Raw genomic sequence first — 12,490 nt, 5'->3', positions numbered from 1 at the left:
GACCAGTTTTCGACACAGCGGTTCGGCTCAGGGAGTAAGGACATGGCCAGCAAGGCTGAGAAGATCGTTGCCGGGCTCGGCGGCATCGACAACATCGACGAGATCGAGGGCTGCATCACCCGGCTCCGCACCGAGGTCCACGACGCCTCGCTGGTCGACGACGCCGCCCTGAAGGCCGCCGGCGCCCACGGCGTCGTCAAGATGGGCACCGCCATCCAGGTCGTCATCGGCACCGACGCCGACCCGATCGCCGCGGAGATCGAAGACATGATGTGAGCCCGCCGGCTCACACACCAGTACGTACGACGCAGGGGGCCAGGGGCTTCTCCCGATCTCGGGAGAAGCCCCTGACGCACCTGGAGAGCATGTGTCCCGGAGCGCCTGTTCGGCCAGGCCTCACAGGCCGTTCCACGCCCGGGCCGCTTGCTGGAGACGGTCGCGCAGCACGGTGGTGGCGGGGTTGGCGGGCGCGCCGCGCCGGGTGGCGAGGTACAGGGTGTTGAGCGGTGCCAGCTCGGGCTGGTGCAGTTGCACCACGTCGCCCGTGGCGAGGGCCGGGGCGGCGATGTAGCGGGGCAGGACGGACATCCCGGCACCGGCCGCGACCGCGGCGAGAATGCCGCGCAGATCCGGGACGATCATCACCACCGGGTTGGAGGGGCGGTGTCCGAACTCGGTGCGCCAGTAGCGGCGCACGATGGGCAGTTCCTCGGCGTAGGCGACCAGCGGCACATGCGCCAGCGCCTCGGCCGGGGCCGACCGCAGGCGTTCGGGATCGATGGTGTGGGCCAGCGCCTGCGGCGCGACGAGCAGGAACTCCTCGTCGGTCCCCCAGTGACGGCGGTTCTCGCCGCCTGCGCTGATCCGGCCGGGCATGCGGCCGGGCATGCCCGGCCGGGGACGGGACGCAGGCTGTTGCGGATAGGCTCGGCGCCATGTCTCGAATCGACGGCCGCACCCCCGAACAGCTCCGCCCGGTCACCATCGAGCGCGGCTGGAGCAAGCACGCCGAGGGCTCCGTCCTCGTCTCCTTCGGTGACACGAAGGTCCTCTGCACCGCCTCCGTCACCGAAGGCGTGCCGCGCTGGCGCAAGGGCAGCGGAGAGGGCTGGGTCACCGCGGAGTACGCCATGCTGCCCCGCTCCACCAACACCCGCGGCGACCGCGAGTCGGTCAAGGGCAGGATCGGCGGCCGTACGCACGAGATCAGCCGCCTGATCGGCCGCTCCCTGCGCGCCGTCGTCGACACCAAGTCGCTCGGCGAGAACACCGTCGTCCTCGACTGCGACGTCCTCCAGGCCGACGGCGGCACCCGCACCGCCGCGATCACCGGCGCGTACGTGGCGCTCGCCGACGCCGTCGCCTGGGCGCAGCGCAGGAAGCTCATCAAGGCCACCCGGCAACCGCTGACCGGCACCGTCTCGGCCGTCTCCGTGGGCATCGTGGCCGGCGTGCCGCTCCTCGACCTCTGCTACGAGGAGGACGTCCGCGCGGAGACCGACATGAACGTCGTCTGCACCGGCGACGGCCGCTTCGTCGAGGTCCAGGGCACGGCGGAGGCGGCACCCTTCGACCGCGGGGAACTGAACGCCCTCCTCGACCTCGCGATGGCGGGCTGCGAACAGCTCACGGCGATCCAGCGGGCGGCGCTGGAGGCAACCGCGTAGCGCGCTACGGCGTTTTCAGGAGTGACCCCGGTGGGGCGCACGGACGACACCGCGCGCCCCACCGTCACCCCCCACGGAGAGGGAACCGCTCCATGGCCGCGCGCCACCGCCGACGCACCGCCACCGCCGCTCTGGCGGCCGTCGCCGTCCTCGCCGCCGTCGGCGCGAGCGCGGGCTGCGACGCCGTGAACAAGGCCATCGACTGCGTCCAGACCGCCGACGCCATAGCCGACAGCGTCACCGGCCTCCAGCAGGCCGTCGAGAACGCGGCGAACGACCCGACGCAGACGGACGAGGCCCTCGACTCCATCGAGAAGAACCTCGACAAGATCGGCGACAAGACGGACAACGTCGACGTCAACAAGGCGGTCGACGACCTGCGCACGGCGGTCACCAACGTCCGGGACGCGATCAGGAACGGCGACAAGACCCCCGACGTGAGCCCGGTGACGAACGCGGCGGGCGAACTGACGAAGGTCTGCACGTCCTCCTAGCGCGGCAGGCGGACGCCGCGGGTGCCACCCGTGCCCGGATACTGGTCCCATGACCCGCCTGATCCTCGCCACACGCAACGCCGGAAAGATCACCGAACTCCGGGCGATCCTCGCCGAAGCGGGCCTCCCGCACGACCTGGTCGGCGCGGACGCCTACCCCGACATCCCCGACGTCAGGGAAACCGGCGTCACCTTCGCCGAGAACGCCCTCCTCAAGGCCCACGCCCTGGCCAAGGCCACGGGCCTGCCGGCGGTGGCGGACGACTCCGGCCTGTGCGTCGACGTCCTGGGCGGCGCGCCCGGCATCTTCTCCGCGCGCTGGGCGGGCCGGCACGGCGACGACAAGGCGAACCTGGACCTGCTGCTGGCCCAGCTCGCGGACATCGGCGACACCCACCGCGGCGCCCACTTCGCCTGCGCGGCAGCCCTGGCCCTCCCCGACGGCACGGAACGGGTGGTCGAGGGCCAACTCCGCGGCACCCTGCGCCACGAGCCCATCGGCACGAACGGCTTCGGCTACGACCCGGTCCTCCAGCCGGAGGGCGAGACCCGCACCTGCGCCGAACTGACCCCCGAGGAGAAGAACGCGATCAGCCACCGCGGCAAGGCGTTCCGGGCGCTGGCACCGGTGGTGCGGGAACTGCTGGGCTGAGGCGGGCTGCGCCAAAGGCCCGGTCCCTGAGCTCGGACCGGGCCTTTCGTCATGGCATGTCGATGTGCGGTCGGTGGGACTCGAACCCACACGGGATTTCTCCCACGGGCACCTAAAACCCGCGCGTATCGCCTATTTCGCCACGACCGCCCCAAAACAGACACTTCGCCTTCTTGTGCCGCTCGGTGCCGTTCAGTGTACGGGGGACTCCGCACGCCCCGCTGGCCCCCCACCCTTCGCACCACGCCATGTCGCCGTCGGGGCATGGCAGTTCGGGTGGGCGGGATGCGTCGACAGGGCGTGGTGACGTCGACGGGGCCGGCGACCGGCGTGTCGCCGGCCCCCTCAGCCGCCCTCTACAGGTACAGCCCCGTGGAGTCCTCCGCCCCCTCGAAGCGGTCCGCCGCCACGGCGTGCAGGTCGCGTTCGCGCATCAGGACGTACGCGATGCCGCGCACCTCCACCTCGGCCCGGTCCTCCGGGTCGAACAGGACCCGGTCGCCCGGCTCCACGGTCCGTACGTTCTGCCCGACCGCGATGACCTCGGCCCAGGCGAGGCGCCGGCCCACGGCCGCGGTCGCGGGGATGAGGATGCCGCCGCCGGAGCGGCGCTCGCCCTCGCCGGTCTCCTGCCGCACGAGTACGCGGTCGTGCAGCATCCGGATGGGCAACTTGTCGTGGTGGGTCTTCTCGCTCACGCCCTGAACCTACCTGCCTTCGACGGCTTCGCGCGCGGCCGGGTCAGGCCCTGCGCCGCCGGGAGCCCAGCGCGAACAGTCCCACGACGCCGACCACGACCAGCGCCACGGGCACGATGCGCTCCAGCCGCGGCGCGCCCTCCTCCGTGATCAGCTGGCCCTTGACCTCGCTGACGACCCGGTTGACGCCCACATAGGCCCGGCCGAACGTGTGGTCGATGTTGGAGACGACCTTGGCCTTGGCGTCCCCGACGATCGTCTTCGGGTGCACCCGGACGCCGATCTCGTCGAGCGTCTCGGCCAGCGTCTCGCGGCGGCGCTTGATGTCCGCCTCGATCTCGGCCGGAGTCCTGGTGTCCGGTGTGCTCGACGTGTCCGTCACCGCGCTTCCTCCGTGGTCGTGTGCGACGTGTTCCGCGCAATTTCCTGATTCTGTGCTGGACAGTCTGTCAGCTTCGTGCCGAAGGCACCCATCGGCACCCCCGTGGAGGGTCCGAAGGAGATTAGGCTCGTCCGGTAAACCGTTGATCCGCGTGACCCGACCCTTGCCCCGTGAGGTACCGATGAGCGAGCGACTCCAGCCCGGCGACACCGCCCCCGCCTTCACCCTGCCGGACGCCGACGGCAACGAGGCCTCCCTGGCCGACCACAAGGGCCGCAAGGTCATCGTGTACTTCTACCCGGCGGCGCTCACCCCCGGCTGCACCAAGCAGGCGTGCGACTTCACGGACAACCTTCAGCTGCTGGCGGGCGCCGGCTACGACGTCATCGGGATCTCTCCGGACAAGCCGGAGAAGCTCGCGAAGTTCCGCGAGAAGGAGTCCCTGAAGGTCACCCTCCTCGCCGACCCCGACAAGAAGGTGCTGGAGGCGTACGGCGCTTTCGGCGAGAAGAAGCTGTACGGCAAGACGGTCGTCGGCGTCATCCGCTCCACGGTGATCGTGGACGAGGACGGCAAGGTCGAGCGCGCCCTGTACAACGTGAAGGCGACGGGCCACGTGGCGAAGGTCATCAAGGATCTGGGCATCTGAGCGTCCCGCCTCCCACGCATGCGAACGGCCCGCACCGGATCACACCGGTGCGGGCCGTCGCATACGGCGAGGACCCTGCCGCTACGACCTCCGGCCCTGCGTGCTCAGCGCCCCTGCCCCGCTGGTCGTCCCGCCGTTCCCCGTGGTGCCGCCGTCCCCGGTGGTCCCCCCGCTGCCGCTCGTGCCGCCCGTACCCGTCGCGCCTCCGGTGCCGGTCGTGCCGCCGTCGCCCGTGGTGCCTCCGGTGCCGGTCGTGCCGCCGTCGCCCGTGGTGCCGCCCGTCCCCGTCGTGCCGCCGCCGGTCGTACCGCCCGTGCCGGGTGTGCCGCCGGTCGTCGTACCGCCCGTGCCCGGGGTGCCGCCCGTCGTCTGCCCCTGGGTCTGGCCCTGGTCCTGGCCCGGGGTGGTGGACTGGCCGCCCGTCGTGCCGCCGTTCGACTGGTCGCCCGTGGTGCCGGGCTGCTGGTCCGTCGGCCCGGTGCTCGGGGGCTCCAGCGTCTGGTCCGCGCCCGCCTGGAGCTGCAGGTCGAAGTTCTTCACCGGCTGCCCCCGCAGCGCGTCCTTGGTGAACTGCGCCCAGATCTGCGCGGGCGCGCCGCCGCCGTTGATACGGGGCAGGCCCATCGCGCCGTAGAGCGACTCGTGCTTGCCGGTGTCCGGGTCCTGGCCCATCACCGCGATCACGGTGGCCAGGTCGGGGGTGTAGCCCGCGAACCAGGCCGCCTGGTCCTCCTCCGCGGTGCCGGTCTTGCCGGCGGCGGGCCGGCCGGCGCCCTGCGCGGCGGTCGCGGTGCCGTTGTCGACCACGCTCTGCAGGACCGACGTGGTGGTGTCCGCCGCCTCCCGGCTGACGGCCTGCTTCGTGGAGTGCTGCGGCAGCGCGATGTCCTGCGTGCCGTTGGTGACCTTCTCGACCAGCGTGTACGCGCCGTGCTTGCCGTGATTGGCGAGCGTCGCGTACGCCTGCGTCATGTCGAGGACGCTCGCGGTGGCCGTGCCGAGCGCGATCGACGGGTACGGCTGCAGGTCGGGCGTGTTCGCGGGCACGCCCAGGTCGATCGCGGTCTGCTTGACCTTGGACGGGCCGACGTCCACCGCCATCTGCGCGTACACGGCGTTCACGGACTTGTCCGTGGCCTTGCGGACGGTGATCGGGCCGTAGGAGACGTTGTCCTCGTTCTCCGGCGCGTACGCCCCGCCGGACCAGCCCTGCACGGGCCGCTTGTCGGTGCCGTCGTACACCGTGTTCGGGGTGATGGTGACGCCGTCCTGGGTGCGGGAGCCGTTCTCCACCGCCGAGGTGAACACGAACGGCTTGAACGTGGAGCCGACCTGGTAGTCGCGGCGGGTCGCGTTGTTGACGTACTGCTTGGTGTAGTCGATGCCGCCGTACATCGCGAGGACCTTGCCGGTGGCCGGGTCGATGGCGGCGCCGCCGGCGCGGACGTACCGGTCGACCTTGTTGTTCTTCTTGTCGAGCTTGCTCATCACCTGGTCGTCGACGGCCTTGACGAACGCGTCCTGCTTGGACTTCTCCAGCGTGGTGGTGATGCGGTAGCCGCCGCGGGCCAGGGTGTCCTCGTCGAGGATCTTGTTGCCGGCGAGGTAGTCCTTGATCGCCTGGACCAGGTAGCCGCGCTGCCCGGACATGCCGGACGCGTTGACCTGCTGGCGGGGCGCGGGGAAGGTGACCTTCCCGCGTTCCGCGGCGCTCAGCCAGTTCTTCTTGACCATGCCGTCGAGGACGTAGTTCCAGCGGGCCAGGGCCGCGCCCTTGTTCTCGGGGTGGGCGATCACGTCGTACTCGCTGGGCGCGTTGAGCAGGGCGGCGAGGTAGGCGGCCTGGCCGACCGTGAGGTCCTTGGCGTCCACGCCGTAGTACGCCTGGGCGGCGGCCTGGATGCCGTAGGCGTTGCGGCCGAAGTAGCTGGTGTTGAGGTAGCCCTCGAGGATGTCGTCCTTGCTCTTCTCGCGGTCCAGCTTGATCGCGATGAAGAACTCCTTCACCTTGCGGGTGACGGTCTGCTGCTGCTCGAGGTAGTAGTTCTTCACGTACTGCTGGGTGATCGTCGAGCCGGACTGCTTGCCCTTGCCGGTGGCCGTGTTCCAGGCCGCGCGGACCATCGCCTTGGGGTCGACGGCGGACTCGGTGTAGAAGTCGCGGTCCTCGGCGGCGAGCGCGGCGTGCTGGGCGGCCTTGGAGATCTGCGCGAGCTTGACGTTCTCACGGTTGACGGTGCCGTCGCGGGCCAGTTCGCTGCCGTCGGCGTACAGGTAGACGTTGCTCTGCTTGGTGGCCGCCGCGTTCGCCGCCGGGATGTTGACCGTGTAGTAGCCGAGGGCGAACAGTCCGACCAGGAGCAGCAGGCCCACCACGAGGGTGCCGAGCACCGTCTTCCAGGTGGGGACCAGCCGGCGCCATCCCGTGCGCTTCGGCCGCTTCGCGCCGCCGCCGGGGATGGCGGCGACAGGTGCCGTCCGCGGTTCTCCGGACGCCACGACCTGGCTGCTCCTGTGCGGCTGTGGCTCGTCGCTCATCGTGGTGCCGGACTCCCGTTTCGCGTCGTACGTTCCCGTACGTCCTCGTACGCCATCTGCGTCCCCTGATGAAGACTGTCGCACCTTGCGTTCCAGTTCCCGGCACGAGGGACGTTCCGCGCGGGAAAACGTGTGGTACGCCACTTCGTCCGCGCGCTAGGCTCCTGCGCTTCGCCCGGAACGCGTCGAAGGGAGGACTCCCGTGGGGGCAGGGCGGTTGTACGCCGCTGTCGCCGCCGGTGGTTTCCGGAGGTACGCGACCTACCGGACCGCGACCGCGGCGGGGGTGTTCACCAACACAGTCTTCGGATTGATCTTGGCATACACCTATCTGGCCCTGTGGCACGAACGGCCGCACCTGGGGGGTTACGACGAGAGCCAGGCGCTGACGTACGTGTGGACGGGGCAGGCGCTGCTGATGACCGTCTCGGCGATGGGCGGCGGCTTCGAGGACGAGCTGATCGAACGCATCCGCACCGGTGACATCGCGATCGACCTGTACCGGCCCGCCGACCTCCAACTGTGGTGGCTGGCCGCTGACATGGGGCGGGCGCTGTTCCACCTGCTCGGCCGGGGCGTGGTGCCGCTGGTGGTGGGCGCGCTGCTGTTCCCGCTCGCGCTGCCCACGAGCCCGCTCACCTGGCTGGCCTTCCTGGTCGCGGTCGGGTTGGGGGTGGTGGTGAGCTTCGCGATCCGGTTCGTCGTGGCGCTGACCGCGTTCTGGCTGCTGGACGGGGCGGGGGTGGCCCAGCTGTCCTGGCTGCTGGCGGTCTTCTGCTCGGGCATGCTGCTGCCGCTGAACGTCTTCCCCGGCGCGCTCGGCGAGGTCGTGCGCGTGCTGCCCTGGTCGGCGCTGCTCCAGGCCCCCCTGGACGTGCTGCTCGGCACGGCGGATCCCCTGCCCACCTACGTTTTCCAGGGCGCCTGGGCGGTGGTGCTGCTGGCCGTGGGGCGGCTGGTGCAGTCGGCGGCGACCCGGCGGGTGGTGGTCCAGGGTGGCTGACACCGCGTCCAGGGGCACGGAGCCGTACGGCCCGGCGCGCGCGGAGGCCTACGGCCGGGTGCGCGAGGGGGTGCGTGCCTACTTCCTGATCACCGCCATGTGGATCCGTTCCACCGTGGCCTACCGCGCCTCCTTCCTGATGACGACGTTCGGCAATTTCGCCGGCACGGCGCTCGACTTCGTCGCGATCACGCTGATGTTCTCGCGGGTCGACCGCCTCGGCGGCTACGGCCTGCCCGAGGTGGCCTTCCTGTACGGCCTGTCCACGACCGCCTTCGGCCTCGCCGACCTCGCGATCGGATCCATGGACCGGCTGGGGCGGCGGGTGCGCGACGGCACGCTGGACACGCTTCTGGTGCGGCCGGCGCCGGTGCTCGCACAGGTCGCAGCGGACCGCTTCGCCCTGCGTCGCCTCGGCCGGGTCACTCAGGGGGCGCTGGTCCTCGGGTACGCCGTCACCGTGCTGGACGTCTCGTGGACGCCGCTGAGGGTGCTGATGGTGCCGCTGACGCTGCTGAGCGGTGGGGTGATCTTCTGCGCGGTGTTCGTGGCGGGCGGGGCCTTCCAATTCGTCGCGCAGGACGCCTCCGAGGCGCAGAACGCGTTCACGTACGGCGGCACCACGCTTCTGCAGTACCCGCCCACCGTGTTCGCGAAGGAACTGGTGCGCGGGGTGACGTTCGTGCTGCCGCTCGCCTTCGTCAACTGGCTGCCCGCGCTGTACGTGCTGGGGCGGCCCTATCCACTCGACCTGCCGTCCTGGGTCGCCTTCACGTCACCGCTGGTCGCGGTGGGCTGCTGTGCGCTCTCGGGGCTGGCGTGGCGGGCGGGACTGCGTTCGTACCGGAGCACGGGGAGCTGAGAGGGGATCATGAGCGGCGGCTTCATCGAACTCGACCGCGTCGAGAAGGTCTTCGACGTGCGCAAGAGGACCGGGTTTTTGAAGAGCGAGCGGCGGCAGGTGCGGGCCGTGGACTCGATCTCCTTCACCGTGGCGCGCGGCGAGATGGTCGGCTACATCGGGCCGAACGGCGCCGGGAAGTCCACCACGATCAAGATGCTGACCGGGATCCTGACCCCGAGCGGCGGCCGACTGCGGGTCGCCGGCATCGACCCCTCACGGGAGCGGACCCGGCTCGCGCAGCGCATCGGCGTGGTCTTCGGGCAGCGTACGACCCTGTGGTGGGACCTGCCGCTGGTCGACTCCTACCGTCTGATGCACCGCATGTACCGCGTCCCGGACGCCCGTTACCGCGAGAACCTCGACCGCCTGGTCGAACTGCTCGAGCTGGGCGCTCTGTTGGACGTGCCGGTACGGCAGTTGTCGCTGGGCCAGCGGATGCGCGGAGACATCGCGGCGGCGCTGCTGCACGACCCCGAGGTGCTGTACCTGGACGAGCCGACGATCGGGCTGGACGTCATCTCCAAGGTGAGGGTGCGGCAGTTCCTGCGGGAGGTGAACGCCGAGCGCGGTACGACGGTGCTGCTGACCACGCACGACCTGCAGGACATCGAGCAGTTGTGCTCCCGGGTGATGGTCATCGACCACGGCCGCCTGATGTACGACGGCCCGCTCGCCGGGTTGCACGAGGTCGGCGACAGCGAACGCACCCTGGTGGTCGACCTGGAGCGGGAGCTGCCGCCGATCCAGGCGCCGCCCGCGCGCGTGGTGCGGGTGGAGGGGCCGCGGCAGTGGCTCGCGTTCCCGGCGTCGCAGTCGGCGGCGCCGCTGGTGGCGCGGATCGCGGCGGAGTATCCGCTGGTGGACCTGTCGGTGCGGGAGCCGGACATCGAGGCGGTGATCGCGAAGATGTACGCGGAGAAGCACACGGAGATGTACGCCGAGAAGCGCACGGAGGTGCACGCCGAGACGCACGCGGAGGAGGCCGGTGAGGGCCGCGGCGTGGTCCGGGACGCCGCGAACTCGTAGGCTGACGCCCATGACCGACGCTGTGTCTCACGGGGGAAGCGACGAGCAGCGGCCGGCGCCGCACACCCCGGTCCCGGAACCGGATCTGCGCGCCTCCGACGCCGATCGCGAACGAGTCGCCGAGGTCCTCAGGGACGCCCTCGCGGAGGGCCGTCTCGACATGGAGGAGTTCGAGGAGCGGCTGGAGGCGACGTACACGGCGCGGACGTACCGCGAGCTGGCGCCGATCACCCGGGACCTGCCGGTCGCGGGTGCCACGCCGCCGGTCGTGTCCCTGACCAAGGAACCGGCGCAGAGCGGCCGTTGGGCCGAGCGGATCACCGGTGGCGAGGGGTCGTCCACGTGGGCGGTCGCCGTGATGTCCGGGTTCCAGCGCAAGGGCCGCTGGCGGGTGCCCAGACGGTTCAACTGCTTCGCCTTCTGGGGCGGCGGTGAGATCGACCTCAGGGAGGCGGACTTCACGGACCGCGAGGTCGAGATCAACTGCGTCGCGATCATGGGCGGGATGAACGTCGTCGTGCCGCCCGGCGTCGAGGTGGTCGTACGCGGCATCGGCATCATGGGCGGCTTCGACCACCGTGAGGAGGGCGTGCCGGGGGAGCCGGGCGCGCCGCGCGTGGTCATCACCGGGTTCGCGTTCTGGGGCGGGGTCGGTGTCGAGCGCAAGCTGACCAAGGCCGAGCGGCAGCGGCTGAAGGAGCAGCGGCGCCAGGAGAAGCTGGAACGCAGGGCCGGTCGCGGGGAACTGGAGAACTCCCCCCGTGAGGGCCTGGAGGGCCTGCTCGACGTCCACAAGGCGCTCGAGGAGCACCGCGACTGGGTGCGCGAACGCCGCGAGGAGCGGCGGGAGGAGCACCGCGAGCGCCGTGCGGCGCGGCGCGAGGGACGCGACCGGCGCCGTCACGGCGGCTGGTGAGCGGGTTACGCCTGCGCGGGCGTCGGGTGAGTGCCGGTGCGCGGGGCGCGCGCCGGGATCCGGCGCCTCATGCCCGGAGGCGTTTGGGCCCCGGTTCCCGGCGCGAGTGGCATGAGGAGCGGAGCGTGGAGCACCGCGAGCGCCGTGCGGCGCGGCGCGAGGGACGCGACCGGCGCCGTCACGGCGGCTGGTGAGCGGGACCACGGCTCGGTGAGCGGGGTTACAGCTCGGCGGGCGCGGCGCCCTTGAGGGAGGTCAGGTCGAGGACCTCCGCCATCCTGCTGAACCCCTTGTCGCTGGGGTGCAGGTGGTCGTCCGAGTCGTAGTCGTAGCGCAGCCGGCGCGGGTCGTACGGGTCGCGCAGCGCCCGGTCGAAGTCGACGACCACGTCGAACACGGTCCCGGAGCGGATCTGTGCGTTGACGGCCTGGCGCACCTGCTCGCGGTCGGCCCGGTAGGCGCGGTGGCCCTTGAACGGCATCAGCGTCGCGCCGACGACCTTCAGGCCGCGTGCGTGGGCCTCATGGACGAGGGTGCGCAGCCCCGCGGTGATCCGGTCCGGGTCGGCCTGGCCGGGGTTGTGCAGGATGTCGTTGACGCCGAGGTCGATGACGACGACCTTGACGTTCGTGCGCTCCAGCACGTCGCGGCCGAAGCGGCTCAGACCGCTCGGGTTGTCGGCCGGCCGGCCTCCGCCGCTCACCAGGACCTCGTTGCCGCTGATGCCCTCGTTGACCACGCTGTAGCGGGGCACGTCACCCGATCCGGCCGCCCGGCGCAGCCGCTGGGACAGCACGTCCGTCCAGCGGCGGTCGGCGCCCACGGTGGAGGTGATGCCGTCGGTGATCGAGTCGCCGAGCGCGACGACGGTGCCCGTCGCCTCGTCGCCGAGCAGGTCGAGCGCGGTCAGATAGCGCCAGGAGAGGGTCGGGACGGTGAAGGGGGCGCCGCTGGTGTCCTCGGTGCGGTCGCCCTGGGCCGCGTAGGAGACCTGCTGGGCGTGCCGGTGGTAGGTGACCGGGCCGGACGGGGTGGGGGAGTAGGTGGTCACCAGCACGTCCGTGTCGCGCGGGACGACGATCCGTACGGCGTCGCTGACCACCTGCCCGCCGGGGGCGACGACGACCGAGGGGAGGCCGCCGAAGGTGAGCCGGCGCATGCTGCCGTCGGCCACCCGGGCGGTGTCGTCCGCGGCGGCGAGGGCGATCGAGGCGTGCGTGATGCTCAGCGACTGCGCGCCGTAGAGATTGGACAGCGTGATGCGGGCACTCGTCCCGCCGACGCCGGCGTGTACGACGTTGCGGACGGACCTGCCCGCCATCCCGGTCGCCCGGGTGCCGGGCTCGGCGCCGGACGGCGAGGCCGCCCAGGCGCCCACCCAGACGCCGGTGGAGGCGGGTTCGGCGGCGTTCGGCGGGGTCGGCCGGCCGGCGGCGAGAGTGCTGCGGCGGCTGCCGTCACCGGCCGCGACGCCGATGTATATGGCGGCCGAGACGGTCAGAACCATCGTCAGGACAGCCGCCAGCAGGGCATAACCGTGTTTCCTGGTCATGCGGTGCGT

General features: G+C 71.4%; 14 protein-coding genes and 1 tRNA gene. 9 read left to right on the top strand and 6 right to left on the bottom strand.

Going from position 1 to position 12,490, the window contains the following annotated elements:
- Positions 1-42: 42 nt before the first annotated feature.
- Positions 43-276 (top strand): glucose PTS transporter subunit EIIB, encoded by a 234-nt coding sequence (locus tag AB0N14_RS07635; protein ID WP_046730543.1) that lies wholly within the window; start codon positions 43-45, stop codon positions 274-276.
- Between the two features lie 120 nt (positions 277-396).
- On the opposite strand, the gene AB0N14_RS07630 is transcribed toward AB0N14_RS07635, so the two are convergent.
- Positions 397-876 carry a substrate-binding domain-containing protein gene (locus AB0N14_RS07630; protein WP_366024772.1) on the bottom strand — a complete coding sequence of 160 codons (480 nt, stop codon included), beginning with the start codon at positions 874-876 and terminating at the stop codon, positions 397-399.
- Positions 877-935: 59 nt separating this feature from the next.
- Here AB0N14_RS07630 and rph point away from each other — a divergent pair, with 59 nt between their 5' ends.
- The 3 genes from rph (at position 936) to rdgB (ending at position 2,813) form a co-directional block, all read left to right on the top strand.
- Positions 936-1,667 carry a ribonuclease PH gene (gene rph / locus AB0N14_RS07625; protein WP_366024771.1) on the top strand — a complete coding sequence of 244 codons (732 nt, stop codon included), beginning with the start codon at positions 936-938 and terminating at the stop codon, positions 1,665-1,667.
- Between the two features lie 92 nt (positions 1,668-1,759).
- Complete coding sequence (locus AB0N14_RS07620) at positions 1,760-2,161, top strand: hypothetical protein (protein WP_366024770.1); 402 nt, start codon at positions 1,760-1,762, stop codon at positions 2,159-2,161.
- A 49-nt stretch (positions 2,162-2,210) separates the two neighbouring features.
- Positions 2,211-2,813: an RdgB/HAM1 family non-canonical purine NTP pyrophosphatase gene (gene rdgB, locus AB0N14_RS07615; RefSeq protein WP_366024769.1), complete on the top strand. Its 603-nt coding sequence runs from the start codon at positions 2,211-2,213 to the stop codon at positions 2,811-2,813.
- Between the two features lie 65 nt (positions 2,814-2,878).
- Here rdgB and AB0N14_RS07610 read toward each other — a convergent pair.
- The 3 genes from AB0N14_RS07610 to AB0N14_RS07600 form a co-directional block, all read right to left on the bottom strand.
- Positions 2,879-2,963: transfer RNA gene (locus AB0N14_RS07610), tRNA-Leu, on the bottom strand.
- Between the two features lie 206 nt (positions 2,964-3,169).
- The gene (locus tag AB0N14_RS07605) at positions 3,170-3,511 is read right to left on the bottom strand and encodes a co-chaperone GroES (RefSeq protein WP_366024768.1); all 342 of its coding nucleotides are present in this window, start codon (positions 3,509-3,511) and stop codon (positions 3,170-3,172) included.
- 43 nt (positions 3,512-3,554) lie between these two features.
- Positions 3,555-3,893 (bottom strand): DUF3618 domain-containing protein, encoded by a 339-nt coding sequence (locus AB0N14_RS07600; protein ID WP_366024767.1) that lies wholly within the window; start codon positions 3,891-3,893, stop codon positions 3,555-3,557.
- A gap of 181 nt (positions 3,894-4,074) precedes the next feature.
- On the opposite strand from AB0N14_RS07600, the gene bcp reads away from it, so the two are divergent.
- Positions 4,075-4,542 carry a thioredoxin-dependent thiol peroxidase gene (gene bcp, locus AB0N14_RS07595; protein ID WP_366024766.1) on the top strand — a complete coding sequence of 156 codons (468 nt, stop codon included), beginning with the start codon at positions 4,075-4,077 and terminating at the stop codon, positions 4,540-4,542.
- An 81-nt stretch (positions 4,543-4,623) separates the two neighbouring features.
- Here the strand turns inward: bcp and AB0N14_RS07590 are convergent, their stop codons facing one another.
- The gene (locus tag AB0N14_RS07590) at positions 4,624-7,080 is read right to left on the bottom strand and encodes a transglycosylase domain-containing protein (RefSeq protein ID WP_366024765.1); all 2,457 of its coding nucleotides are present in this window, start codon (positions 7,078-7,080) and stop codon (positions 4,624-4,626) included.
- A 202-nt stretch (positions 7,081-7,282) separates the two neighbouring features.
- Here AB0N14_RS07590 and AB0N14_RS07585 point away from each other — a divergent pair, with 202 nt between their 5' ends.
- The 4 genes from AB0N14_RS07585 to AB0N14_RS07570 are packed head-to-tail and all read left to right on the top strand — an operon-like array spanning position 7,283 to position 10,929.
- Complete coding sequence (locus tag AB0N14_RS07585) at positions 7,283-8,083, top strand: ABC-2 family transporter protein (protein WP_366024764.1); 801 nt, start codon at positions 7,283-7,285, stop codon at positions 8,081-8,083.
- A 58-nt stretch (positions 8,084-8,141) separates the two neighbouring features.
- Positions 8,142-8,945 carry an ABC transporter permease gene (locus AB0N14_RS07580; RefSeq protein ID WP_366024877.1) on the top strand — a complete coding sequence of 268 codons (804 nt, stop codon included), beginning with the start codon at positions 8,142-8,144 and terminating at the stop codon, positions 8,943-8,945.
- 9 nt (positions 8,946-8,954) lie between these two features.
- A complete protein-coding gene (locus tag AB0N14_RS07575) occupies positions 8,955-10,013 on the top strand; it encodes an ABC transporter ATP-binding protein (protein WP_366024763.1) in 1,059 nt (352 codons plus the stop codon).
- Between the two features lie 10 nt (positions 10,014-10,023).
- Positions 10,024-10,929, top strand: coding sequence for a DUF1707 domain-containing protein (locus tag AB0N14_RS07570; protein WP_366024762.1), 906 nt, complete (start codon positions 10,024-10,026; stop codon positions 10,927-10,929).
- Between the two features lie 220 nt (positions 10,930-11,149).
- Here the strand turns inward: AB0N14_RS07570 and AB0N14_RS07565 are convergent, their stop codons facing one another.
- Positions 11,150-12,481 carry an SGNH/GDSL hydrolase family protein gene (locus AB0N14_RS07565; RefSeq protein ID WP_366024761.1) on the bottom strand — a complete coding sequence of 444 codons (1,332 nt, stop codon included), beginning with the start codon at positions 12,479-12,481 and terminating at the stop codon, positions 11,150-11,152.
- Between the last annotated feature and the right edge of the window lie 9 nt (positions 12,482-12,490).

This window comes from Streptomyces sp. NPDC051104 (assembly GCF_040682835.1).
GTDB classification, from domain to species: domain Bacteria; phylum Actinomycetota; class Actinomycetes; order Streptomycetales; family Streptomycetaceae; genus Streptomyces; species Streptomyces cynarae.
This window is presented reverse-complemented; position numbering and strand designations above follow the sequence as displayed.